Origin of the sequence: Streptomyces sp. MNU76 (assembly GCF_020982545.1) — a bacterium.
Classification (GTDB): domain Bacteria; phylum Actinomycetota; class Actinomycetes; order Streptomycetales; family Streptomycetaceae; genus Streptomyces.
This window is the reverse complement of the sequence record NZ_JAJKLK010000021.1, coordinates 314,050-337,651: the sequence shown is the minus strand read 5'-3', so window position 1 is coordinate 337,651 and position 23,602 is coordinate 314,050. Positions and strand designations below refer to the sequence as shown.

Genomic DNA, 23,602 nt, shown 5'->3' with positions numbered 1-23,602 from the left:
AGCTGCCCGGGCCACTCCCCGTCCCCGGGGATGAGGAAACGGACTCCGACGTCCTGCGCCCGCGCGAGGTCGCCCGCCGGATCCGCGCGTGCGGCCCGGGCACACAGGCCCGCCCACCGCTTCTCGGAAGCCTCGGGCAGCGATGACCCACCCCGGGAGACTCTCCGCACCACCTCCCGGGCCCCGAACTCCCGCAGCCATCGCCCGCCGACTTCGTCGCCGGGTTCGAGGACACGGGCCAAAAAGGCCCGGTCGAGCCGCTCGCCCTCGGGCACCTCTACGCCGCCCGTCATGGCACGCTCACCGATCCACCACACGCCTCGGGCCTCACGTCAGCGCGCCGATCGCCATCGGCACCCCACGCGGGACCCCGGTGCGCAGTTGCAGACCCAGGTTGACGTCCGCCGCGTCAGGGCGGTCATGGCCGACGAGGTCGGCGATGGTCCAGGCGACCCGGAGTACCCGGTCCAGTCCGCGCGCGGTCAGCACACCCCGCTCCAGGCAGCGCTCTGCCTCGTCCATCGCACCCGGGGCCGCGTGCCACCGGTTGCGGAGTTCGCGCCCCGGTACTTCGCTGTTGGTCCGCCAGGGTGTGCCCCGCAGACGTTGGGCCGCACGCTGCCTGGCCGAGCGCACGCGGTCGGCCACCGTCGCCGTGGATTCGCCCCGAGCCCCACGCCTTGTGAGCTCGGTCCGGGTGACCCGGTCGACCTCGACCCGCAGGTCGACCCTGTCCAGCAGCGGCCCGGAGAGCCGGGCCTGGTATCGGCGGATCGACGCGGGCGGGCACTCGCAGAGATCGTCCGTCCGCGAGAACCTGCCACAGGGGCAGGGATTCGCGGCAAGGACCATCAAGAACTTCGCCGGGAACCGGACCACGCCCGCACTGCGCGCGATGACCACATGCCCCGACTCCAGCGGCTGCCGCAGGGCATCGAGCACCTGGCTGCTGAACTCGGGGGTCTCGTCGAGGAAGAGCACCCCGCGGTGGGCGAGAGAGACCGCTCCCGGGCGGGCGACCCCCTGACCGCCGCCGACCAGGGACTGCATCGTGGCCGAGTGGTGAGGTGCGCAGTAGGGCGCGTCGTCGACCAGCGGCTTCCCCGCGGGGAGCAGGCCGGCGATCGAGTGGATCGCCGTGACCTCCAGCGACTCCTCCCTGGCCAGCTTCGGCAGGATGGTCGGCAACCGCTCGGCGAGCATCGTCTTGCCCGCGCCCGGCGGGCCTTCGAGGAAGAGGTGGTGCCCACCTGCCGCGGCGACCTCCACGGCGGTCCGGGCCGCGAGTTGACCGACGACATCGGCGAGGTCATGGCCCTGGTCCTGTTGCGCGGCCCCCGCAGTGCGCATTCCGGTGGCAGCCCGCGCACCCGGCAGACGGAGCCCCGCCATGAGCGGGTCCGGGCGTCCCTCGTCGGGCTCCTCGTCCGGCACGGGTTCGTCCGCGAGCACGGCGATCAGTTGCCGCAGGGTGCGCACGCCCAGGACCGAGACACCAGGCACCAGCGAAGCCTCCGCCGCCGCGCATTCCGGCACCACCACCTGCTCGTATCCGGCCTCGGCAGCGGCCAGGACCGCGGGCAGGATGCCCCGGACCGGCCGGACCCGTCCGTCGAGGCCGAGTTCTCCGATCATCACGATGTCGGAGAGCACCCTCGGATCGATCCGCTCGGAGGCTCCCAGCACCGCGCAGGCCACCGCCAGGTCGAAGCCACTGCCTGCCTTGGGCACCGACGCCGGGCTGAGGCCCACGGTCAACTTCTTCTGCGGCCATTCGGCACCCGAATTCACCACCGCCGCCCTGACCCGATCCTTGCTCTCCGTCAGGCTCTTGTCCGGCAGTCCCACCAGTGTGAAGGCCGCCACGCCAGGTTCCAGGTCGGCCTGGACCTCGACCACGACCCCCTCGACGCCTACGAGGGCCACGGAGCACGTGCGGGCGAATCCCATCAGGCCACCCCCCGCACGTGTTCCACGACGGGGGCGCCGCGGTCGGGGAGGACGACGCCGACCACGTCGATGCGGACGCCGCCCGGCGGGCTCCCCCCGTGTTCCTGGAGCCAGCGTTCGGCGAGGCGGCGCAGCCGTTCCGCCTTGGTCGGCGTGACCGCGGCCATCGGGTGCTCGAAGGGGCCGGCCCTACGGGTCTTCACCTCGCAGACGACCAGCGCGTCCCCGTCACGCGCCACGATGTCGACCTCGCCGGACCGCCCGCCGCGCCAGTTGCGCTCCAGGACCGTCATCCCGGCCTCGACCAGACGCCGCGCGGCCAGGTCCTCGCCGTATCTACCCAGCGCGCCCCGGGCATTGTTGCCTCGGGCCCCGTCACCTCGTACGCCGCTCCGGCGCGCGTTGCCACCTCGTGCCTCGCTCATGTCGGCACCACCTCCGGCGCCAACACTGAGGGCAGCTCAGCCCGCTAGTGGATCTTGGTGGACAAACTGCCGATTGTGGATATCTTCATCACCCACACGAATGACGGCACCTCACCCCCGAGCCACTCTCAGCTGCCCGGCAGCTCCAGATCGCTCTTGTTCAGCTCCTCGATGTTCACGTCCTTGAACGTGAGCACTCGCACCTGCTTCACGAAGCGAGCCGGTCGATACATGTCCCACACCCAGGCGTCCGCCATCGACACCTCGAAGAACACCTCACCCTGGACCGAGTGCACCTGCATCTCGTAGTCATTGGTGAGATAGAAACGCCGCTCGGTCTCGATCACGTATTTGAACAGACCGACGACATCGCGGTACTCCCGGTAGAGCTTCAGCTCCATCTCGGTCTCGTACTTCTCGAGGTCCTCGGCGCTCATGGCATGTTCCCCTTCAGCCGTGCGATCCCACCATTGTGCGCCAGTCCCGCGAGCCCCTAGACAATTTCGGTGTCGAGGACCACAGGTCTGGCGGGGGGACCCTCGTCGAGCAGTGTGCGAAGCAGTTCGGCGAGTCTGGTCGGGTACACCGTCTCATGCGTCCGGGTCAGTTCCCCGCACGTCCACCAGCGCGCTCCGGCCACACTGCGCCGTTCCAGCTCGGTGAGGCCCGCGGCGACGGGCACGACCTCCTCGTGCACCTCGGGGGTCCGGGCGAGGTAGTACCACTCGTCCTGGTCCCAGCGGCGGCCGGCGAAGGGGAAGGAGCACATCCGCCGCCAGAGCACGGGGCCGAGCTCCACGTCAGTGATCCCGGTCTCCTCCACAAGCTCCCGCAGAGCGGCCTCCTCCCGGGTCTCCGTGCCCTCCACACCGCCGCCCGGCGTGAACCACCAGTCGTCGGCCGGATCGTCCGGCTCGTGCCCGTGCAGCAGCAGGACGCGCTCCCGCGGATCCAGCAGGATCACCCGGGCCACCCTGCGCAGCCCGCCCTCGTACGTGTCCCCTGCGCCCCCGACCGTGCCCTCAGCCGACACCGGCCGGCTCCGGCTGCGTCGTACGGCCGCGTCCGCCGAACCGCTTGGCGACGGGCCCGTAGGCCGCGCCGCCCAGCACGAGCACCATGCCCACGACCAGCGCGGTGGTGATCAGGCGCAGCGGGCCCGGAGAGGACAGCGCGCCCAGCTTCTCGAAGCCCGTGGGGCGGGCCAGCATGCCGTCCATGGGCCAGACGACGGCGTCCACGCGCGCGTCCACATGGCTGCGCGGCACCGTGCCGTTGCCCGCCTCCGTGAGGTGGGCGGTGGAGTCCAGGGAGCCGCTGCGCTCGTCGCCGAGGAGGAACAGCCGGCCCTTGGGGACGGTGATCTCGGGGATCCCGGACAGCTCGGCCTGCTCGCCCTCGGGGAGGTAACCCTCGTCGATCTGCTTGCCGTTGACGGTCAGCTTGCCGTCGGTGCAGCAGGCGACCGTGTCCCCGCCGACCGCGACGACGCGCTTGACCATGGGGGCGTTGCCCCAAGTCTCCTGCCGGAAGACCACGACGTCACCGCGCCTGATCTCGGACCCGTCCACCCGCTCGGCGAGTATGCGGTCCCCGGAGGTGATGGTGGGCGACATCGAGTCGGTGGGCACGGAGTAGGGCGCGTAGGCGACCGCGCCCCACAGGAAGCCGCCCAGGAAGAGGACACAGCCGAGGGCCACGGCCAGCCCCGACAGCTTGCTGCCGAGCCGTCCGTGGCCCTCGTCCGTTCGACTTGTCGTCCCGCTCATCCCAGTGCTCCCCAGGTCGGAGAATCGACCCTCCGGGGCGCCGGGCGGGCCACGGAAGATCGGCGATCTGGGACGGCACCCTACCCGGCGGTACGCGTGCCAGAAACCCTCGGGCTCTCGGTGGCCAGAAGGCGGCGTCGGCGCCACAGCACCAGCGGCACCGCGCCCGCGAGGCCGAGCGCGCCGGGGGCGGCGGCGCTCAGGTTCTGGTCGAAGGTGTCGGGAACCGGCAGCGTGGACCAGCGGGTGGGAGGCCAGGCGACCACGATGGCGCGGCCCACGGCCTGGCTCACGGGGACCATGCCCTTGTTGCTGTCGTTCTGGTGGTAGCGGGAGTCCAGCGAGTTCTGCCGGTGGTCACCCATGACCCAGATTTTGCCCTCGGGCACCTTCACCTTGAACTGGCCGCCGGTGTCGTCGACGGTGCAGGGGGTGTTGCCCGGGTACACGTACGGCTCGTTCAGCGCCTTGCCGTTGACCTTGAGCGGGCCGGTGCCCTTGCACTCCACGGTGTCGCCGGCCACGCCGACGACCCGCTTGATGAGGTCCTTCTCCTCGGCGGACGGCATCAGGCCGATCCAGCCGAGCACCCGCTGCACGGCGTTGGGCTCCAGCGTCGGCTCGCCGTCCAGCCAGCCGTCCGGGTCGTGGAAGACGACGACCTCGCCGCGCTCGGGTTCCGAGCCGAACCACGGGGTGAGCTTGTCGACCAGGACCCGGTCGCCCTCCTGCAGGGTGTTCTGCATCGAGTCGGAGGGGATGGAGAACGCCTGCACCAGGAACGTCTTGATCAGCAGCGCGAGCACCAGCGCGATGCCGATCAGGATCGGCAGTTCCTTCCAGAAGGAGCGCTGCTTCTTCTTGGGTCGCTCGTCCTGGTCGCCGTCACCGGCCGAGGTCCGTGCGCCGTCCTCGCCGTCCGTCGCGTCGCCGTCCGGGGAGTCACTCCCGGAGCCGGCGGGCCCCTCGGAATTCACCGCGTTCTCCACGTCCTCCACGTTCTCCGCGGCCGGGGAAGCCGCCTCGTCGGATCGCTCCGGCCGTTCTTCGGAACCACCGTGTCCGGACCGTGCGCCGACCGCCAAATCCCCCACATCCACTCCTCACTCCGTACCGCCGCCCGCGCCACAGCCGGTGCAGGCCCACCACTCCCATAACGAGCGGGAGTTCCGCAGGGGTCGGGAGGGGGATCAATCCGTTTCGATCCGCGGGGGCCACCCTATGCGAAGCGCCGAGGGCCGTGGTCGACCCGCTCGGCACCGCGGAGAACGTGTCAGGCTCCTCCAACTGCCCCCAGTGACCGACCGGCCAGGCGATGACGACCGCCCGGCCGACGACGGAGTCCTCCGGCACCGTACCGCCGAACTGAGCCGTCTTCGAATCGTCGGACTGGTGGGCGCGTGAGTCGGCGGAGTTCTCCCGGTGGTCGCCCATCACCCACAGGCGGCCCTGCGGCACGGTCACCTCGAACCGCTGGGTCGAGGGCTGGTTGCCGGGGTGGATGTACGCCGTCTCGTCCAGGGGCATGCCGTTGACCGTGACGCGACCCTGGATGTCACAGCACTTGACGGTGTCTCCGCCGACCGCGACGACGCGTTTGATCAGGTCCTTCTCGTCGTCGGAGGGGAGCAGGCCGATGAACTGCAGGCCTTCCTTTATCTGCTTGATGACGATCGGGTCCTCGGTGGTGATCGTCGTCTGCTCGTCCTCCAGCCAGCCGCCCGGGTCCTTGAAGACGACGACGTCCCCACGGGTCGGTTTGGAGCCGAACCAGGGCGTGAGCTTGTCGACCAGGACGCGGTCGCCGATCTGGATCGTCTGCTCCATGGAGCCCGACGGGATCACGAACGCCTGGACGAGGAAGGTCTTGAGGACGAGCGCTATCAGGACGGCGACACCGACGAGGAGCGGGATCTCCTTGACCGCCGAACGCCGTCTGCGCCGCTTGATCTTGCGCGCGAGCTTGCGTCGCTCGACGCGGCTCGGCCGGGCGGCGCCGCCGGAGCGGCGCGTACCGGTGGGCAGCAGATTGTCGGCCGGGGTGCTGGGAGCGGCACCGCGGGGTTTGCCGCGGTTACCCATGCGCACCGCCGGCGGCGGGCACGCGTGCGTACGCGTCGGGGCGGTCCAGACGCGTCCAGTGGTCGGCGGGCCAGACGATCCACTCGGCCCGGCCGATCACGGAGTCCAGGGGGACCATGCCGCCGCCGGGGGACCCGAGATGGTCACGGGAGTCACTGGAGTCACTGCGGTGGTCGCCGAGGAGGAACAGTCCGCCCTCGGGGACGACCACGTCGAAGGGTACGTTCGACGGGCTGTCGCCCGGGTACAGAAACGACGACTCGTCGACCCACCGGCCGTTCACCTCAAGCCTCCCCTCCTGGTCGCAGCAGACCACCCGGTCTCCCCCCACGCCGACAACGCGCTTGACGTAGTCGGCGTTCCCGAAATAGCCGGTGCCGTCGAACACGACGACGTCACCGCGCCGCGGCTCAGATCCGAAACGGTACGCCAACTTATTTACGAGAACGCGGTCCCCGATCCTCAATGAGTGGGCCATGGAGCTGCTGGGAATCTGGAAGGGCTGCATCACGAAGTTGCTGAAGAGCGCCAGAAAAAGCAGGCAGATCAGCACCGTCAGGGTGTATCCCCCGCCCGGCACCCGCGCGGTGGTCCGGTCCACCCACGCGAAACGCGACCGCTCCTCCGACCCTCCTGTGTCGGAGATCTCCTCGGAGACCTCCGCGCCGGAAGGGCGGGGGGAACGGTCGCGCTCCATGTACTGCTGTGCTTCGGTGTCCATCGGGGCCAGATCGTATCCGGCCCCGGTGTGACGACTTTTTGTGACTCGAACGCGCGATCAGTTGTCGCGCTTCTCCTTGATCTTCGCCGCCTTGCCGCGCAGCTCGCGCAGGTAGTACAGCTTGGCGCGACGGACGTCACCGCGGGTGACGAGCTCGATCTTCTCGACGATCGGGGTGTGCACCGGGAAGGTGCGCTCGACGCCGACGGAGAACGAGACCTTGCGGACCGTGAAGGTCTCGCGGACACCGGCGCCCTGGCGACGGATGACGACGCCCTTGAACTGCTGCACACGGGAGCGGTTGCCCTCGATGACGCGCACGTGGACGTTGACGGTGTCACCCGGGCGGAACGCCGGGATGTCGCTCCGCAGCGACGCGGAGTCGAGGGAGTCGAGCAGGTGAGACATTGCGTCTGCTTTCTTCGCCCATGCCACAGGTCATAGGCGGGAGCTAGGTGGTACGAGAGGATGCTGTCCGGGTCGGGGCGGGCGTCGTGTCCCCCTGTGGCAGGGGCGCGCGCCGGACGACGCACAACAGCGGCCTATTCTTCCACGCCTTCGGGCCGCCGCCAAAATCGGCCGTGGGGCGCCCCCTCCGGATCCGGCGCCCAGCCCAGGATGGAGAGCATCTCGCGGTCCTTCTTGTCGAAGGCCTTGGGGTCGCAGCGCTCGATGAGGTCGGGCCGGTTGGCGGCCGTGCGCTTGAGCGCCTCGTCCCGCCGCCAGCGCGCGATCCTGCCGTGGTGGCCGCTGAGCAGCACCTCGGGGATGTCCCGGCCGCGCCACTCGGGGGGCTTGGTGTACACCGGCCCCTCCAGGAGGTTGGCCATGACGCCCGGCGCGAAGGAGTCGTCGCGGTGGGACTCGGCGTTGCCGAGGACGCCGGGCAGCAGTCGTGCCACGGCCTCGGTGACGACGAGGACGGCCGCCTCGCCGCCGGCGAGGACGTAGTCACCGATGGACACCTCGTACACCGGCATGCGGGTGGCGTACTCGTCGATCACACGCCGGTCGATGCCCTCGTAGCGCGCCGGTGTGAAGACCAGCCAGGGACGCTCGGACAGTTCGACGGCGAGCGCCTGGGTGAAGGGGCGGCCGCTGGGGGTGGGGACGATGAGCGCGGGCCGGGCGGATCCCGTCTCGTATCCCTGAGCCAGCACGTCGTCGAGTGCGTCGCCCCAGGGGTCGGTCTTCATGACCATGCCGGGGCCGCCGCCGTACGGGGTGTCGTCGACCGTGTTGTGCCGGTCGTACGTCCATTCCCGCAGGTCGTGGACGTGCACCTGGAGCTGTCCACGGGCGCGGGCCTTGCCGACGAGGGAGACGTTCAGGGGTTCGAGGTACTCGGGGAAGATCGTGACGACGTCGAGCCGCATCAGGACTCGTCCCGGGAGGACGCGATCTCCGCCTGGTCGTCGATCAGACCGGGCGGCGGGTCGATGACCGCCTTCTGCTCCTCCAGGTCGATCTCGGTGACGATCTCCCCGACGAACGGGATCATCACCTCGCTCCCGTCGGGCCGTTCGACGATGAACAGGTCCTGGGAGGGCAGATGCGAGATCTCGGTGATCCGGCCGACCTCGACGCCGTCCTTGGTGACCACGTCCAGGTCCATCAGTTGGTGGTCGTAGTACTCGTCCTCCTCCTCCGGCAGTTCCTCCGGGTCCACCTCCGCGATCAGCAGGGTGTTGCGGAGGGCCTCGGCGGCGTTGCGGTCCCGGACGCCCTCGAAGCGCAGGAGCAGCCGGCCGCTGTGGACACGGCCGGTCTCGATGGTGAGGGGGCCCGTCGAAGCGGGGTCCGTGAGCAGGACGGCGCCGGGGCCGAGCCGGAGTTCCGGTTCGTCGGTGCGGACCTCGACGGTGACCTCGCCCTTGATGCCGTGGGCGCGGCCGATCCGTGCGACTACGAGCTGCACTGTGCTCGATCTCCTGTCATACGACTCATACAACTCATACAACGCATGGGACTCATGCCACGCATACGACTACGGGCCGGGGACGGCCCAGTGGCCCTCCCCGGCCCGAGCCGGTGCTGCGATGTTCGTCAGCGGACGTGGTCCACGTCGACGAGGTCGACACGGACACCGCGGCCGCCGATGGCGCCCACGACGGTACGCAGGGCACGGGCGGTACGGCCGTTACGGCCGATCACCTTGCCGAGGTCGTCGGGGTGGACCCGGACCTCGAGTACGCGCCCACGGCGCAGGTTGCGGGAAGCGACCTGCACATCGTCGGGGTAGTCGACGATGCCCTTGACGAGGTGCTCGAGAGCCTCCTCGAGCATGCTCAGGCCTCGGTCGGCTCAGACGCGGAAGACTCAGCCGCGGCCTCGTCCTTCTTGTCGGCCTTCTTCTTCTGGGTGATCGCCTCACCCTTGCCCTCGTCGTCTCCGCCCAGGGCCTCGAACGACGGGCGCGAGGACTTCGGCTGAGCCACGAGCAGCGGCGCCGGGGCGGGCTCGCCCTTGAACTTCTGCCAGTCGCCGGTCTTCTTCAGGATGGCGAGCACGGGCTCGGTCGGCTGCGCGCCGACACTCAGCCAGTACGCGACACGGTCCTCGTCGACCTCGATGACCGACGGGTTGTACGTCGGGTGGTACTTGCCGATCTCCTCGATCGCACGGCCGTCACGACGGGTGCGGGAGTCGGCGACGACGATGCGGTAGTGAGGCGAACGGATCTTGCCCAGACGCTTCAGCTTGATCTTGACTGCCACGGGAGTGGGTTCTCCTGGATTTGACGTGGTTGGGCACGGCGAGAGAGCCGCGTGGGGTTGCGGTACCCGAGTGCCCGATGGACGCGTCAGCCGGAGGAGAGAGGGGTCCTGTGCGACTGTCGAGTACAGCTAGCCATTGTGCCACACGCTGGGGTTCGCCTCTCACCGGGCGTGCACGCGGTCATGCCGAAGCGGCACCCGGCGCCAGGAACTCCTTCACCGGGTGCCGCCCGCATCCACCCGTGCCACGTCCAGCGGCACGACTGCCCGCGGCGAGGGCGGACCACAGACCGACCGCGAACCGGATACGGCTGCCACGAGCAGCCGTCTGTTCAGCTCGCCGTCTCCTCGGCTCGCCCTCGTCTCACGCCGCGCCCACGACCTCCGGGATCCGGAAGGGCTTGCCGCAGCCGCCGCAGACGATGGGGGCCTGGGCGAGTACGGACGGGACCACGCGGACGTTGCGGCCGCAGTCGCACACGGCCTTGACGCGGACGCCGCCTCCGGAGGAGCCGTGCCGGGCGGCCGGCCCCCGGAAGCTGCGGGCCGTGTCCGCGGAGGTCGCGGCGGTATGCGCCTTGAGGGCGCGCTGCAGTCTGTCGATGGTCGGGCGATAGCGACGCTTGGCCTCGGGATTGAGCGTGACCAGCGAGAAACCGCTGCTGGGATGCGGCTCCTCGGGGTGGTCGAGGCCGAGCTCCTCGGCGATCGCGAGGAATCTGCGGTTGTGGTACCGGCCGGCGCGTGAGGTGTCGCGGACCCCACGCGCGGCGGCGATGCCATGGACTGCCTCATGGAGCAGTCGCTCGAAGGAGAGCTCGTGCCCGCAAGCGGACGACGACTCTCCGATCAGGGACTCGGGAGCGGCAAGATCCGGCAGCTCGGGGTGGTGCCGTTGAATGTCGGCCCACGCCTGTGCCAGTTCTGCGGCGAGAACAGGTGGTGTCTGTGTCGTGCTCACGTAATGACAACGAGCCTGAGTGCCCCTGTGTTCCGATTCCGGGCCATCCCAAATAATTTGCACGTACCCGTCAGTTGCCACTAGTGCGTCCTGACGAGGGCGGGTGCGCTGATCTGCGGAGAAGCCTCGCAGCTCGCCACAAGGCGGTACGTAGGCACACGTACGCCCCGGCGCTTGGACGAGGTCCGCGCGCCGGGGCACCTGAGTTCGGCAGATGCGCAAGGGACGTTTCGGTCGCTCTCCCGGCGGAACGGGGTGCTCTAGGGGGTGTTTCGAAAGTCCCGCACAGCACCCACGGCGCCCGGCACGCACTCTCGCCGCACCGGCCGAAACCCCAAGTACACCCAGTACGAGGGCTTTCGTCCGGCACGCCGAGAGCACGCACCGGACACCGCGGGCACCGCACAGGACTTTCGAAACACCCCCTAGTAAGCGCGCGCCACGACGGCGACGTTACCGGGTGCGTCGTAGGAGTCGGGCACCGACCCGTCCTCGGCGACCAGACACCGTACGGTCACCGCGTGCTCCCCGAGCCGGTTCTCGCCGTCCTCGCCCAGCGTCGACCAGGGGATCCGCGCCCAGCCGCCGGCCGTGGCCGCCTCGATGGCCTCGTCGAGCGTGGACACCTCGGTCGTCCGGGACTCGCGCCGCTCGCGCGACTGCCGCAGCAGGAGCGCCTGGTCCTCCTCCAGGACGGTGGGGAGCAGGTGCACGAGCGAGTCGAGCGCGACCGGCTCCTTGCCGCCCGGGATGCGGCGGGCGAGCATCGCGGTGCCGTTCTCCAGGTCACGGGGGCCGACCTCGATGCGTACGGGCACGCCCTTCAGCTCCCAGTCGACGGCTCGGCGGCCGAACGGGACGTCCGTGCGGTCGTCCACCTGGACGCGGACGCCCGCCGCCTTCAGCCTCGCACCCAGGTCGCGGACCTTGGCCAGAACCGCGTCGTCGCCCTTGATCGCGACGACGACGGCCTGGACCTGGGCCAGCCTGGGCGGGACGCGGAGGCCGGCGTCGTCGCCGTGCATCATCACCAGGGCGCCGATCATGCGGGTGGTGGATCCCCAGGAGGTCTGCCAGACGAGTTCCTGCGTGCCGTCCTTCGACAGGTAGCGGGTGTTGAAGGCCTTGGCGAAGTTCTGGCCCAGTTCGTGGCTGGTGGCCATCTGCAGCGCCTTGCCGTCGCCCATCATGCCTTCGAGCGTGAGGGTGTTGATCGCACCGGCGAAGCGCTCCTTGACCGTCTTGCGGCCCGGGACGACGTCCATCGCGAGGACGTTCACCATGAAGTCCTCGTAGACCTCCCGGTGGATGTGCGCGGCGAAGTCGCGCGCCTCCTCGTACGTCGCGTGCGCCGTGTGGCCCTCCTGCCAGAGGAATTCGCTCGTGCGGAGGAAGAGGCGGGGGCGCAGCTCCCAACGGACCACGTTGGCCCACTGGTTGATCAGCAGGGGGAGGTCACGGTAGCTCTGCACCCACTTCGAGAAGGAGGCATTGATGATCATCTCGGAGGTGGGGCGGACCACCGCGGGCTCTTCGAGGTCCTTGCCGCCGCCGTGCGTCACGACCGCCAGCTCGGGCGCGAAGCCCTCGACGTGTTCAGCCTCACGGGTGAGGTACGACTGCGGGATCAGCAGCGGGAAGTACGCGTTCTGCGTGCCCGTCTCCTTGATCCGGGTGTCCATCTCCTGCTGCATCCGCTCCCAGAGGCCGTACCCGTACGGTCGGATGACCATGGTGCCGCGCACCGGACCGTTGTCGGCCAGTTCGGCCTTGGTGATCAGATCCTGGTACCAGCGCGGGAAGTCGTGCGCGCGCGGCGTGAGAACGGGTGCCTTTGCCATGGCCGAATGGTACGGGGGCATATTGCGGCGATGTGAATTCTTTTTTCCATCCCTGGACAGTTCGCAGAACGGTGTCCGAGACCCCTGGACGAGTCGCCGGGTGCGGAGTTACCTGGCATACGGGGGGAGTGCGAGCGCGCACTGCCACGGGGGCCAGGAAATCCGGCAACGGCAACTCACGGCGGATTGGGGCGCTTTCGATATGACACCTACGCTCGTGCGGCAGCAACTTCCTCGCGCGGGAAGGGCAACCCGCGTGGACCGGTGTGCACGCGCGCGTGACTGGGCGGAGATCCAGGAACGGATGCTGGTACCGCTGTACGAGGCCGTGTACCGGCGGCTCGACGTCGGTACCGGGACGCGGCTGCTCGGCCTCGGCTGCGGGTCGGGGCTCGCGCTGCTGATGGCGGCGGGGCGGGGAGCCGCGGTCACCGGCGTCGACTCGGCGGCCCCGGAGAGAACGGCACTGGCACGGGAACGGCTGCGGCCGGAGTCCTGGGGCACGCGCGCGGGCGCCGCCACCCGGGTCGTCGAAGGTGCCCCCGAGGACGTGTCCCGTGCGCCCGGTGAACCGCTCTACAACCTGGTGACCGCCTTCGAGCCGATCGGCTGTCTGGCCGGCGACTCCGAGGGGCTCGGCGAACTGCTCGCCGCCGCGACCCCGCTCGCGGAACGCGGCACCCCCGTGGTCCTCGCCGGCTGGGGCCCACCGGAGCGCTGCACCACGTCCGCGGTGCTCCGCGTGGCCACGAAGCTCGCCGATCCCCTGCGCAGCGCCGGCAGTTGGCGTCCGGCGCTGCGGGACGACCTGGAGGTGGTCGCCCAGCGGGCCGGTCTGAAGCCGGACGGCTCCGGACGGGTGGCCTGCCCCTTCGGGTACGCCAACGTGGACAACGCCGTGCGGGGGCTGCTGTCGACCGGGCTGTTCGACGCGGCGATCGGGGCCACGGACCAGGACCAGGTGGACAAGGAACTGACCGAGGCGCTGCATCCGCACCGCCGTCGGGACGGGACGGTCTGGATGCCGAACGTCTTCCGCTACCTCATCGCACGGACGCCCTGAAAGGTCGGCGCCCTGAAAAGGTCTTCGAGACTTCTTCCGGTGCGGGTGTGAATGGTGTGAAGAAAGCGGGCCGGTGGCGCTTTCGCTTGGTCAAGCGCCGCACGGCCCCCATAGCCTGGCGCATCGTCCAGGGGAACTACACATCCGCGTACGGGAGTTGTCACCGAGGAGCACGACGAGCGACACCACACCCAGCCGTCCACGCACGGCATCCGGCGCCGCGCGCCCGGCCACACCCCCCGGCCGGTCACGCGGCGTCCGCCGTTCGCCCTCACGGAACGCGGGGTCGCGGTCAGCCCATGAACTTCTTGAACTCGTCCGGCAGCTCGAAGTCCTGACCGGCCTGCTGGCCCGGCAGTCCGAAGGCGCCGCCCTGGGCCGCGGCGGCCCGGCGCGCGGCCTCCTCCTGCTCCTGCTGCTTGCGCTTCATCGGGTTGCCCGAACGCTGCTTGCCCTTGGCCTGCTTGGGCTGCTTCTTGGCCCGGCCGGGACCGCCACCCATGCCGGGCATCCCCGGCATCCCGGGCATGCCGCCGCCCTGGGCCATGCGGGACATCATCTTGCGGGCCTCGAAGAACCGCTCGACGAGGTTCTTCACCGCGCTGACCTCGACACCGGAGCCCTTGGCGATACGGGCGCGGCGCGAGCCGTTGATGATCGTCGGCTCCTGACGCTCGGCCGGGGTCATCGACTTGATGATCGCGGCCGTGCGGTCGACGTCACGCTCGTCGATGTTGTTGATCTGGTCCTTGATCTGCCCCATGCCGGGCAGCATGCCGAGCAGCTTGCTGATGCTGCCCATCTTCCTGACCTGCTCCATCTGGGCCAGGAAGTCGTCGAGCGTGAAGTCCTGCCCCTTCTTGGACGCCAGCTTGGAGGCCATCTTGGCGGCCTCTTCCTGGCTGAAGGTCTTCTCCGCCTGCTCGATCAGGGTGAGCAGGTCACCCATGTCGAGGATGCGGGAGGCCATCCGGTCCGGGTGGAACGCGTCGAACTCGTCGAGCTTCTCGCCGTTCGACGCGAACATGATCGGCTTGCCGGTGACCGAGGCGATCGACAGGGCGGCACCACCGCGGGCGTCACCGTCGAGCTTGGAGAGGACCACGCCGTCGAAGCCGACGCCGTCCCGGAAGGCCTCCGCCGTGTTGACGGCGTCCTGACCGATCATCGCGTCGACGACGAAGAGGATCTCGTCCGGGGAGACCGCGTCCCGGATGTCGGCGGCCTGCTGCATCATCTCCTGGTCGATGCCCAGGCGGCCCGCGGTGTCGACGACCACGATGTCGTGGACCTTCGACTTCGCGAACTCGATGGAGTCCTTGGCCACCTTGACCGGGTCGCCCACGCCGTTGCCCGGCTCGGGGGCGTAGACCGCGACACCGGCGCGCTCGGCGACCACGCTGAGCTGGTTGACGGCGTTCGGGCGCTGGAGGTCGCAGGCGACGAGGAGCGGCGAGTGGCCCTGCTCCCTCAGCCAGCGGCCCAGCTTGCCCGCGAGGGTCGTCTTACCGGCACCCTGGAGACCCGCGAGCATGATCACGGTCGGCGGCTGCTTGGCGAAGCGCAGACGGCGGGTCTCGCCGCCGAGGATTCCGACCAGCTCCTCGTTGACGATCTTGAGGACCTGCTGGGCCGGGTTGAGCGCCTTGGAGACCTCGGCGCCGAGCGCGCGCTCCTTGACGTTCTTGATGAAGCCCCGGACGACCGGCAGGGCGACGTCCGCCTCCAGGAGCGCGATGCGGATCTCGCGCGCCGTGGCGTCGATGTCGGCCTCGGAAAGGCGCCCCTTGCCGCGCAGGTTCTTGAAAGTCGCTGAGAGGCGATCGGAGAGCGTATCGAACACGGCGGTGTCGGTCCTCGGAGTCGGGGGCAGGGTGGGCTGCCCTCCAGGGTATCTGTCTGGGTGTGGTCAGGTCTCCACCCCTGTGGACAACGGTGACGGAACCCGGACGCGTCAGGTACGGAACCGGGCGGTCCCGTACCCGACGTGGTCAGCCGCGCAGAGTCTCCTCCAGCTTGCGCGCCACGGACGCGGCCTCGTCGCCCGGCAGCGGCGCCCCCTTCGGTCCGGTGACGTAGAACGCGTCCACGGCGTTGGCGCCCAGCGTGCTGACGTGCGCGCTGCGCACGCGAACGTGCGCGTCCTCCAGGGCCCGTCCGATGCGGTGCAGGAGCCCGGGCGCGTCCTGGGCGCGGACCTCGATGACCGTGGCGTGCCGGGAGGCCGCCGGGGCCACCGTGACGCGCGGCGGAGGCGCGACCACGCCCCGTCGCCGGGGGTGGGCCGCGTCCCGCTCGGCGAGCCGCCCGGTGATGTCCAGGGAGCCGTCGAGCGCCCGGACGAGGTCGGCGCGGAGCCGGGCCGCCTGGGGCAGCGAGCCGTACTCGGCGGCGACCCGCCAGTTCAGCAGCAGGACCGAGCCCTCGACGCCGTCCGGGAGGTCGAAGCTGCGCAGTTCGGCCGTGCGCACGGTGAGCCGGTGCATGGCGAGCACGCCGGCGACCGCGGGCAGCACGCCCGCCTGGTCGGGCACGGCGATGAGCAGTTCGACCCCGAGCGGCTCGGGGTCCGCCTTGTCGTCCGTCTCCTCGGCCGGGGCCTCCGTCTGCGCGCGCAGCGACAGCACCGGCCCGCCCGTGCGGAACGCCTCGATGGCGAGCCGCTCCTGCTCGGCGCTGGTCTCACCGGGCTCCGGCTCCTCCGGCTCGTCCCCGGCGAACAGCGCGTCGACCCGCTGGACGAGTTCGGAGACGAGGGAGGCGCGCCACGACGACCAGGCGGCGGGGCCGGTGGCCAGCGCGTCCGCCTCGGTCAGCGCGTGCAGCAGTTCGAGCGTGCCCGGCGATCCGACGGCGTCGGCCACCGAGCGGACGGTGGCCGGGTCCTCCAGATCACGCCGGGTGGCGGTGTCGACGAGCAGCAGATGATGCCGTACGAGGGTGGAGAGCACCGCCACGTCGTCGCGGTCGAAGCCGATCCTGGCGGCCACGTCCTTGACGATGATCTCGCCGGCCACGGAGTGGTCGCCGGGCCAGCCCTTGCCGATGTCGTGCAGCAGCGCGGCGACGAGCAGCAAATCGGGCCGGTGCACCCGGCGGGTCATCTCCGAGGCCTGGACCGCGGTCTCGATGAGGTGCCGGTCGACGGTCCAGATGTGCACGGCGTTGCGCTGCGGCCGGCAGCGCACCCGCTCCCAGTCGGGCAGCAGATGGGTGATGAGGCCTTCGGCCTCCAGCGCCTCCCAGACGTCGACGGTCGGACGCCCGGAGCCCAACAGAGTGACGAGCTGCTCGCGCGCCTCCGCCGGCCAGGGCGTCGAGAGCGGCCGGGCGGTGGCCGCGAGGCGGCGTACGGCGTGCAGGGACAGCGGCAGTCCCGCCTGGGCGGCAGCGGCAGCGGCGCGCAGGGGCAGCACGGGGTCCCGCTCGGGCCGGGCGGCGCGTGCGAGCACGACCTCGCCGTCCTGCTCGACCACGCCCTCGGCCAGCGGCGACCGCTCGGGAGCCGGCTTGCCCCCGCCGAGCATGGCGCGCAGCCGGGGCCGCACGGCGCGCGAACGCAGCACGCGCCCCACTTCACGCCAGGTGACATCACTGGCATACGAGATGACCCGCGCCGCCTCGTACACCTGGCGCAGCAGGGTGTCGGCGTCCAGCAGCCCCAGCTCGGCGGCGACCTGGTCCTGTTCCTGGAGCGCGAGCCGGTCGGTCGCGCGCCCGGTGGAGAGGTGCAGCGCGTCCCGGACGTCGAGCAGGCGGCGCCGGGCGTCGGCGAGCCCCTCGCGCGGGGCGTCCGCGAGCCAGGAGGCGGCGACGGCGCGCAGGGCGGTGGCGTCACGCAACCCGCCGCGCGCCTCCTTGAGGTCGGGTTCCAGCAGGTACTGCAGCTCCCCCTGCCGTTCGGCCCGCTCGGCGCACAGTTCCTGGAGCTCCGGGAGGCGTTTGGGCGCCTGGTTGCGCCAGTCGGCGAGGACGGAGGTCCGCAGCCCGGCGGTCAGGCCCAGATCACCGGCGATATGGCGGGCGTCCAGTAGCCCCAGTTGCACCTTGAGGTCCTCGCCGGCCGTCTTGCGGGCCTCGGCGGGGGTGCGCACGGAGTGGTCGAGGGCCAGCCCCAGATCCCAGACGGGGTACCAGATGCGGTCGGCCAGCGCGGCCACCGCCTGCTCGTCGGACCCGTCGTGCAGGAGCAGCAGATCCAGGTCGCTGCGGGGCGAGAGTTCGCCCCGCCCGTATCCCCCGACGGCCACGAGGGAGACCCCGCGCGGCTCGGTGGCTCCCGCCCCGAAGAGGCCGGCCAGCCAGTCGTCGGTCAGTTCGGCCAGGGCCGAACGGCGCGGCGGCCCGGACCGCGCCCCCTCCTGGAGGAGGCGCAGCCGGGCCGCCGCATAGCCGCTGGGTCCCGAGTCCTCTGCATCCGTACGTACGTCCGTACTCGTCACCCAGCGACTCCTGTTCTTCTCTTCGGTCAGAGCGCGTCCGGGCCGCGCTCGCCGGTCCGGACCCGTACGGCCGTCTCGACCGGGAGGGACCAGACCTTGCCGTCACCGATCTTGCCGGTGCGGGCGGCCTTGACGATGACGTCGATCAGCTGCTCGGCGTCGTCGTCCTCGGCCAGAACCTCGATCCGGATCTTGGGAACCAGGTCGACCGTGTACTCGGCGCCGCGGTACACCTCGGTGTGGCCCCGCTGCCGACCGTACCCACTGGCCTCGGTCACCGTAAGTCCGTGCACCCCGAAGGCCTGCAGGGCTTCCTTGATCTCGTCGAGCCGGTGGGGCTTGACGACGGCGGTGATCAGCTTCATGCCTCGACCTTCTTGCTCTCGGTGGCGGCAGCGACGCTGCTCGTGGTGCTGGCGGAGATGTGCGAGCTCGCGGCCGAGCTGAAGTCGTACGCGGTCTCGGCGTGCAGGGCCTGGTCGACACCGGTGATCTCGTCCTCCTCGGACGCCCGGAAGCCGATCGTCTTCTGGATGGCGAAGGCGATGATCCACGTCACCACGAAGGTGTAGCCCATGACGGAGAAGGCACCGGTGGCCTGCTTGCCGAACTGGTCGATGCCGCCGATCCCGTCGGTGGCGAGGAAACCGACCATCAGGGTGCCGATGACACCGCCGACCAGGTGGACGCCGACGACGTCGAGGGAGTCGTCGTAGCCGAGCTTGTACTTGAGGCTGACGGCCCAGGAGCAGAGGGCACCGGCGACGACACCGATCAGGATGGCGCCGAAGGCGTTGACGTGACCACCGGACGGGGTGATCGCGACGAGGCCCGCGACGGCGCCGGAGCAGGCACCCAGGGTGGTGAACGCGCCGTGACGGATGCGCTCGTAGATCAGCCAGCCGATGATGGCCGCGGCGGTCGCGATCTGCGTGTTGATGGCCATGCGGGCGGTCGTGCCGTCGACACCGAGCCAGGAGCCTGCGTTGAAGCCGAACCAGCCGAACCACAGCAGGGCGGTGCCGATCAGGACCAGCGGCAGGCTGTGCGGCCGCATCGGGTCCTTCTTGAATCCGATCCGCTTGCCCACGACAAGGACCGCGGCGAGCGCGCCGATACCGGCGTTGATGTGGACCGCCGTACCACCGGCGAAGTCGATGACGCCCAGCTCGAAGAGCCAGCCGCCCGGCGCCCAGACCCAGTGCGCGACCGGGAAGTACACCAGGGTGACCCAGAGCGTGACGAAGATCATCCAGGCGCCGAACTTGACGCGATCGGCGAGCGCGCCGCTCATCAGGGCCGGGGTGATGACCGCGAACAGCATCTGGAAGAGGATGAAGGCGAACGCCGCGATCTGGTGCGGCTTGTCACCGGCGCCGGTGACGAAGCTGTCGACCGTGCTGGTGACGTCGATGCCCTTGAGGCCGATCGCGTCCAGGTTGCCGACGAAGCCGCCCTGGTCACCGCTGAAGGCGAGCGAGTAGCCGTACAGCACCCACAGGATGCTGACGATGCCCAGCGAGATGAAGGACATCATCAGCATGTTCAGCACGCTCTTGGCACGCACCATGCCGCCGTAGAAGAGCGCCAGGCCCGGCGTCATCACCATGACGAGCGCCGCACTGATCAATACGAATCCGGTATCTGTGCCGTTCAATGCCGGTATCTCCTCGTAGTGGAAACGGCCCGTGCGGGTGTCTGGGCCAAGATGCGCTACAGATTCACCAAACCCGGTTTCCATCGACGCTACGAAATATTTCAGCAACGTAACCAACGAGCCGACCGTGTTACAGGTATGTAAAATCCCAGCCCTACGGGAACTTCTCCGTTATCTCTATGAGACCTTCCGTGCGCCACCCACCCCGGAGAGCCCCCACCGAGATCTACTGCCGCGCCACAAGACGAAAGGTGGGTTCTCGATGCCGGAATCCGGCATCGAGAACCCACCCTACTTCACTTGCTACGGCTTCTCGATTTCCTATGGCCTGAAGCAGAACTTCATCGTCTGCGCCCAGGCATCGGAGTTATTCTTGACATAAGCCTGCACCGTCGGACGACCAGACATGCAGAACCTTGTGTCCGGGCTTTGGTTGACGGGTTTGTTGATCTGCAACTGCCCCTTGAAGTACAGCGGCCGACCGGTGTTGGACTGGGTGTAATTCTTGTTCTTGTTGTTGTAGACGGACTTGCGAGTGCCGGCCTTGCGTGAACCGCACTCCACTGTCGGCGTGACTGCGATGGTCCACGGAGCACCTGCCGTGATCGCGATGTCCAGCGAGCACTTCCGGCTCTCGTACCAGCGCTGCGTCATCTCGATCTTCGTGGTCGTGGCGGCCTTGCCCCCAGAGCACTTGGTGAGCACCTTCGTCGTCATTTTCGGCTGGACGACCTTGATGTCCTTGTAGGTGTGCCGGACCCCGCTCTTGCCTCCGGAGATCTTGGCGAACTTGAAGGTGACCTTTCCGGAGAGGGTAGTGCGAACGCAGCGCTTGAGCGGCTTGGAGTAGAAGCTCTTCGTCTGCGAGTACTTCTTGGTGTGCGTCGTCCACGTGGCGGCATTCACCTCGGTAGCCGGAAGCATCACGAAAAGACTCGCCGTGAGGCCTGCCAGGGCAGCCGATACCGACGCTTTCTGGAACATGTTGAGAGTATCCCCGTTCTCCCCGTGAAAGATGGCATTCGGTCGAGCACCATCAAGACCGAGCCGATCAATTCCGGCTCACTGGGGAAGATTGCCAGTGCGACGCACCCATGTCAATCGAGAACACCGCTCCCGCACAATATGGAACGGCTCTCCCCAAGCGGCTGGATTCCGAATGCGAGACATTCCGGATTCATCTTCTTACTGCACGCACGAACGCTGACACGATCCACCACGGCGGTTATCGCACCGCAACCTTTGCAGACAACCCGGCTCGCGCGTACGACGAAGCCTGGCGAACAAGAAAGACCGACCGCGGCAGACCATCCGATGACCTGGCATGGGGGAGCCGAGTCGGGCAGTTCGGGATGGCCGGCCGCGGCCGGCGTGGAAGGGGCCCTGGCGTGGTGCCGGGCCGGGTCAGACCGCTTCGGCGGTCTCGGGGAGGTGGACGGCGAGCTGGTCCGTGAGGTCGACGACCTCGGCGAGACCGCCGAAATCACGTACGGCCGTGTCGACGGTCTTGCGGATGCGGGTGTTGACGCGCTCGGAGCGGACCTTGCGCGCGACGTCCATGGCCTCCTTGGCCATGGCGGCGCCCTGCTCGGGTTCACGCTGGAGCAGGTGCACGGTGGCCATGCCGATGAGGTTCAGCGCGTACGACCGCTGGTGTTCGGTGTCCGTGGCGAAGAGGTCGACGGCCCGGCGCATCACGGGCTCGGCGAGGGAGGCGTAGGTGGGGCTGCGGCCGGCGACATAGGCGAGGTCGCGGTAGGAGTGGCTGTTCTCGCCGTGCAGCTCGGCCTCGTTGAAGAAGCGGATCCAGTCGGGGTCCGGGTCGTCCCACTCCTCGGCGTCCGCGAAGACGTCCTCGGCCATCCGCACCGCCCGTTTGCACTTCCCGGGCTGGCCCATGTTGGCGTAGGCGCGGGCCTCCATCGCATACAGCATCGACTGGGTGCGCGGGCTCGCGCAGTCGCGGCTGCCGTACTGGGCGAGATGGATCAGTTCCAGCGCGTCGTCGGGCCGGCCGAGGTGGATCATCTGCCGGCTCATGCTGGACAGGACGTACGAACCGAGGGGCTTGTCGCCTGCCTCCTTCGCCGCGTGCAGGGCGAGGACGAAGTACTTCTGGGCGGTGGGCTGGAGGCCGATGTCGTAGCTCATCCAGCCGGCCAGCTCGGCCAGTTCGGCGGCGACCTTGAACAGTCGCCGGGCGGTGGCCTCGGGCTGCGGCTCCTGGAGGAGGTCGGTCACCTCGTGCAGCTGGCCGACGACCGCCTTGCGGCGCAGACCGCCGCCGCACTGGGCGTCCCACTGCCGGAACATCACCGTCGTGGACTCGAGGAGGTCCAGCTCCGGCTGGGAGAGCCGGCCGGCGCGGCGGGCGGCGGCCGACGGCTCGGGCTCCGCGCGCGGGGCGGGCGGCGAGGGGACGAGCCAGCGCTGCATCGGCTCGATGAGGGCCGGGCCCGCGGAGAGGGCGAGCGAGCTCCCGAGGAAGCCGCGCCGCGCCAGCATCAGGTCGCTGCGCGAGAACTCGCTGATCAGCGCCACGGTCTGCGGGCCCGTCCAGGGCAGGTCGACGCCGGAGACGGACGGGGACTGGTGCGCCGCGCGCAGCCCCAGGTCCTCCACGGCGACGACACAGCCGAACCGCTCGGAGAACAGCTCGGACAGGATCCGCGGGATCGGCTCGCGCGGGTTCTCCCCGTCGAGCCATCGGCGTACGCGCGAGGTGTCGGTGGAGATGTGGTTGGCACCGAGCTGCCGGGCCCGGCGGTTCACCTGCCGGGCGACCTCGCCCTTGGACCATCCGCTGCGGACGAACCACGAACCGAGCAGTTCGTTCGGGCGCTTCTCAGCGTTCGTGCCGCTTCCGCCGTTGCCGCCCACTGGAACGCCCCCATCCCTGAACCCACTTGTGCGCTGTGTGCGCCAAGCCCTAACCAGAATGCCGGTTACCACGCCGTACGTCCGACCCCCGTCACCCATCGAACGGAAAGACGACTTGCCTCCGGCATACCCACGAGCGTGTACGTCCCCAGACCCCGTGCACTCAAAGTAATCCTACGATCACGCGTCCGGCCACGGCGATTCCAGAAACGCCACCATTCGCCACCCCTTCGAATGAACTAACGGTGGCCCGTCCGCGATTCACTTGACACAGGACGGCCGGGAGTGGGCGTAGCGATGCATTGAGGGGCGCGCGTCGACCACCGCGCCACCCAGGGTGCCGTAGTGCGCCGCCCCTGCGGAAGCAGAGCGTCGCATTCCGACTCCGTCGCGTAACCACCCGCGCGCTGGACCCGTTGGAGGGGGCATGGGCTTCACGATCGGCGGCATCCGGGAGATGCGATCCGGCACGCGTCGACGCGGCCGTTCCTCGGAGTGCACGGCGGTGGCCGAGTTCACCGGCCTCTGGGGATGGGACGTCGTCCCCGGCGCGCGGACGGCTGCGGGCGCGTGCTCGTGCGGCAGGACGAGCTGCTCCGCGCCCGGCGCACACCCCCTCGACTTCGCGCCTCCCCTCCGCGCCGGAGCGACGCTCGACGAGGTGACCGAGGCCTGGGCCGAGTTCCCCGGCGCCTCCGTGATGCTGCCGGTGGGCCGCTCGTTCGACGTGATCGAGGTCGCCGAGTCGGCCGGGCGGCACGCGCTCGTCCGCCTGGAACGCATGGGCCTCCCCCTCGGCCCCGTGATCGCCACCCCCGGGGGCCGCGCCCACTTCTTCGTCGCCCCCGGCGCCGCCGCCGAGCTGCCCTCCCTGCTCTACCGCATGGGCTGGGACGACCCCTCCGCCCTGGACCTGCGCGGTCTCGGCCCCGGTACCCATGTCACCGCCCCGCCGTCCGACCGCGGGGGCCTCGGCCCGGTCCGCTGGCTCCGCTCCCCCGCGCTCGACTCGGCGACCAGGCCACCGGCCGCGCGGCTGCTGCTGGGCACCCTGGCCTACGTGGCCCACCGCTCCCGGGCCTGACCCCGGCCGG

At 69.7% G+C, this 23,602-nt stretch carries 23 protein-coding genes; 2 read left to right on the top strand and 21 right to left on the bottom strand.

What is annotated here, in order from left to right; translation table 11 throughout:
* Window positions 1-327: 327 nt before the first annotated feature.
* The 15 genes from E4N62_RS34480 to proS form a co-directional block, all read right to left on the bottom strand.
* On the bottom strand, window positions 328-1,950 hold the full coding sequence (locus E4N62_RS34480; protein ID WP_230220765.1) for a YifB family Mg chelatase-like AAA ATPase: 1,623 nt from the start codon (window positions 1,948-1,950) through the stop codon (window positions 328-330).
* Window positions 1,950-2,375, bottom strand: coding sequence for a YraN family protein (locus E4N62_RS34475; RefSeq protein ID WP_230220763.1), 426 nt, complete (start codon window positions 2,373-2,375; stop codon window positions 1,950-1,952). Before E4N62_RS34475 ends, E4N62_RS34480 begins: the two co-directional genes overlap by 1 nt.
* A 128-nt stretch (window positions 2,376-2,503) precedes the next feature.
* Window positions 2,504-2,812 (bottom strand): DUF2469 domain-containing protein, encoded by a 309-nt coding sequence (locus tag E4N62_RS34470; protein WP_005311352.1) that lies wholly within the window; start codon window positions 2,810-2,812, stop codon window positions 2,504-2,506.
* 56 nt (window positions 2,813-2,868) lie between these two features.
* A complete protein-coding gene (locus tag E4N62_RS34465; protein WP_230220761.1) occupies window positions 2,869-3,408 on the bottom strand; it encodes an NUDIX hydrolase in 540 nt (179 codons plus the stop codon).
* Window positions 3,398-4,144 carry a signal peptidase I gene (gene lepB, locus E4N62_RS34460; RefSeq protein WP_230220759.1) on the bottom strand — a complete coding sequence of 249 codons (747 nt, stop codon included), beginning with the start codon at window positions 4,142-4,144 and terminating at the stop codon, window positions 3,398-3,400. Before lepB (E4N62_RS34460) ends, E4N62_RS34465 begins: the two co-directional genes overlap by 11 nt.
* A gap of 80 nt (window positions 4,145-4,224) precedes the next feature.
* The gene (lepB, locus tag E4N62_RS34455; protein WP_374117129.1) at window positions 4,225-5,133 is read right to left on the bottom strand and encodes a signal peptidase I; all 909 of its coding nucleotides are present in this window, start codon (window positions 5,131-5,133) and stop codon (window positions 4,225-4,227) included.
* On the bottom strand, window positions 5,087-6,226 hold the full coding sequence (gene lepB, locus E4N62_RS34450) for a signal peptidase I (protein ID WP_230220757.1): 1,140 nt from the start codon (window positions 6,224-6,226) through the stop codon (window positions 5,087-5,089). Before lepB (E4N62_RS34450) ends, lepB (E4N62_RS34455) begins: the two co-directional genes overlap by 47 nt.
* Window positions 6,219-6,947 carry a signal peptidase I gene (gene lepB / locus E4N62_RS34445; protein ID WP_230220755.1) on the bottom strand — a complete coding sequence of 243 codons (729 nt, stop codon included), beginning with the start codon at window positions 6,945-6,947 and terminating at the stop codon, window positions 6,219-6,221. The genes lepB (E4N62_RS34450) and lepB (E4N62_RS34445) overlap by 8 nt, the downstream gene beginning before the upstream one ends.
* 57 nt (window positions 6,948-7,004) lie before the next feature.
* Window positions 7,005-7,355 carry a 50S ribosomal protein L19 gene (gene rplS, locus E4N62_RS34440; RefSeq protein ID WP_033526928.1) on the bottom strand — a complete coding sequence of 117 codons (351 nt, stop codon included), beginning with the start codon at window positions 7,353-7,355 and terminating at the stop codon, window positions 7,005-7,007.
* A gap of 134 nt (window positions 7,356-7,489) precedes the next feature.
* A complete protein-coding gene (gene trmD / locus E4N62_RS34435) occupies window positions 7,490-8,323 on the bottom strand; it encodes a tRNA (guanosine(37)-N1)-methyltransferase TrmD (protein ID WP_230220753.1) in 834 nt (277 codons plus the stop codon).
* Window positions 8,323-8,865 carry a ribosome maturation factor RimM gene (gene rimM, locus E4N62_RS34430; protein WP_215449200.1) on the bottom strand — a complete coding sequence of 181 codons (543 nt, stop codon included), beginning with the start codon at window positions 8,863-8,865 and terminating at the stop codon, window positions 8,323-8,325. Before rimM ends, trmD begins: the two co-directional genes overlap by 1 nt.
* Window positions 8,866-8,993: 128 nt before the next feature.
* Window positions 8,994-9,233, bottom strand: a complete 240-nt coding sequence (locus E4N62_RS34425; RefSeq protein WP_033526925.1) for an RNA-binding protein — start codon at window positions 9,231-9,233, stop codon at window positions 8,994-8,996.
* Between the two features lie 2 nt (window positions 9,234-9,235).
* Window positions 9,236-9,664: a 30S ribosomal protein S16 gene (rpsP, locus tag E4N62_RS34420; protein WP_230220751.1), complete on the bottom strand. Its 429-nt coding sequence runs from the start codon at window positions 9,662-9,664 to the stop codon at window positions 9,236-9,238.
* A 364-nt stretch (window positions 9,665-10,028) separates the two neighbouring features.
* The gene (locus tag E4N62_RS34415; RefSeq protein WP_033526923.1) at window positions 10,029-10,625 is read right to left on the bottom strand and encodes a hypothetical protein; all 597 of its coding nucleotides are present in this window, start codon (window positions 10,623-10,625) and stop codon (window positions 10,029-10,031) included.
* A gap of 425 nt (window positions 10,626-11,050) precedes the next feature.
* Complete coding sequence (gene proS / locus E4N62_RS34410; RefSeq protein ID WP_230220749.1) at window positions 11,051-12,466, bottom strand: proline--tRNA ligase; 1,416 nt, start codon at window positions 12,464-12,466, stop codon at window positions 11,051-11,053.
* 304 nt (window positions 12,467-12,770) lie between these two features.
* Between proS and E4N62_RS34405 the strand changes: the two genes are divergently transcribed.
* Entirely contained in the window at window positions 12,771-13,529 is a 759-nt protein-coding gene (locus E4N62_RS34405) for an SAM-dependent methyltransferase (protein ID WP_230220747.1), read from the top strand.
* A gap of 292 nt (window positions 13,530-13,821) precedes the next feature.
* Here E4N62_RS34405 and ffh read toward each other — a convergent pair whose 3' ends face one another.
* From ffh to E4N62_RS34375, 6 genes are all read right to left on the bottom strand, one after another.
* Window positions 13,822-15,372 (bottom strand): signal recognition particle protein, encoded by a 1,551-nt coding sequence (gene ffh, locus E4N62_RS34400; RefSeq protein ID WP_230220745.1) that lies wholly within the window; start codon window positions 15,370-15,372, stop codon window positions 13,822-13,824.
* Between the two features lie 148 nt (window positions 15,373-15,520).
* On the bottom strand, window positions 15,521-17,971 hold the full coding sequence (locus E4N62_RS34395; RefSeq protein ID WP_230220743.1) for a [protein-PII] uridylyltransferase: 2,451 nt from the start codon (window positions 17,969-17,971) through the stop codon (window positions 15,521-15,523).
* Between the two features lie 26 nt (window positions 17,972-17,997).
* The gene (locus E4N62_RS34390) at window positions 17,998-18,336 is read right to left on the bottom strand and encodes a P-II family nitrogen regulator (protein WP_003997576.1); all 339 of its coding nucleotides are present in this window, start codon (window positions 18,334-18,336) and stop codon (window positions 17,998-18,000) included.
* Window positions 18,333-19,628 carry an ammonium transporter gene (locus E4N62_RS34385; protein WP_230220741.1) on the bottom strand — a complete coding sequence of 432 codons (1,296 nt, stop codon included), beginning with the start codon at window positions 19,626-19,628 and terminating at the stop codon, window positions 18,333-18,335. Before E4N62_RS34385 ends, E4N62_RS34390 begins: the two co-directional genes overlap by 4 nt.
* Window positions 19,629-19,949: 321 nt before the next feature.
* Window positions 19,950-20,612, bottom strand: coding sequence for a hypothetical protein (locus E4N62_RS34380; RefSeq protein ID WP_230220739.1), 663 nt, complete (start codon window positions 20,610-20,612; stop codon window positions 19,950-19,952).
* Window positions 20,613-21,032: 420 nt separating this feature from the next.
* On the bottom strand, window positions 21,033-22,508 hold the full coding sequence (locus E4N62_RS34375) for a hypothetical protein (protein ID WP_230220737.1): 1,476 nt from the start codon (window positions 22,506-22,508) through the stop codon (window positions 21,033-21,035).
* A gap of 427 nt (window positions 22,509-22,935) precedes the next feature.
* On the opposite strand from E4N62_RS34375, the gene E4N62_RS34370 reads away from it, so the two are divergent.
* The gene (locus E4N62_RS34370) at window positions 22,936-23,592 is read left to right on the top strand and encodes a bifunctional DNA primase/polymerase (protein ID WP_230220735.1); all 657 of its coding nucleotides are present in this window, start codon (window positions 22,936-22,938) and stop codon (window positions 23,590-23,592) included.
* Window positions 23,593-23,602: the final 10 nt, after the last annotated feature.

Bases quoted from the DNA above. Each gene is read 5' to 3' on its own strand.
- E4N62_RS34480 (WP_230220765.1), bottom strand. From the start codon at position 1,950: ATGGGATTCGCCCGCACGTGCTCCGTGGCCCTCGTAGGCGTCGAGGGG.
- E4N62_RS34475 (WP_230220763.1), bottom strand. From the start codon at position 2,375: ATGAGCGAGGCACGAGGTGGCAACGCGCGCCGGAGCGGCGTACGAGGT.
- E4N62_RS34470 (WP_005311352.1), bottom strand. From the start codon at position 2,812: ATGAGCGCCGAGGACCTCGAGAAGTACGAGACCGAGATGGAGCTGAAG.
- lepB (WP_230220759.1), bottom strand. From the start codon at position 4,144: ATGAGCGGGACGACAAGTCGAACGGACGAGGGCCACGGACGGCTCGGC.
- lepB (WP_230220757.1), bottom strand. From the start codon at position 6,226: ATGGGTAACCGCGGCAAACCCCGCGGTGCCGCTCCCAGCACCCCGGCC.
- lepB (WP_230220755.1), bottom strand. From the start codon at position 6,947: ATGGACACCGAAGCACAGCAGTACATGGAGCGCGACCGTTCCCCCCGC.
- rplS (WP_033526928.1), bottom strand. From the start codon at position 7,355: ATGTCTCACCTGCTCGACTCCCTCGACTCCGCGTCGCTGCGGAGCGAC.
- trmD (WP_230220753.1), bottom strand. From the start codon at position 8,323: ATGCGGCTCGACGTCGTCACGATCTTCCCCGAGTACCTCGAACCCCTG.
- E4N62_RS34425 (WP_033526925.1), bottom strand. From the start codon at position 9,233: ATGCTCGAGGAGGCTCTCGAGCACCTCGTCAAGGGCATCGTCGACTAC.
- proS (WP_230220749.1), bottom strand. From the start codon at position 12,466: ATGGCAAAGGCACCCGTTCTCACGCCGCGCGCGCACGACTTCCCGCGC.
- E4N62_RS34405 (WP_230220747.1), top strand. From the start codon at position 12,771: ATGCTGGTACCGCTGTACGAGGCCGTGTACCGGCGGCTCGACGTCGGT.
- E4N62_RS34390 (WP_003997576.1), bottom strand. From the start codon at position 18,336: ATGAAGCTGATCACCGCCGTCGTCAAGCCCCACCGGCTCGACGAGATC.
- E4N62_RS34380 (WP_230220739.1), bottom strand. From the start codon at position 20,612: ATGTTCCAGAAAGCGTCGGTATCGGCTGCCCTGGCAGGCCTCACGGCG.
- E4N62_RS34370 (WP_230220735.1), top strand. From the start codon at position 22,936: ATGGGCTTCACGATCGGCGGCATCCGGGAGATGCGATCCGGCACGCGT.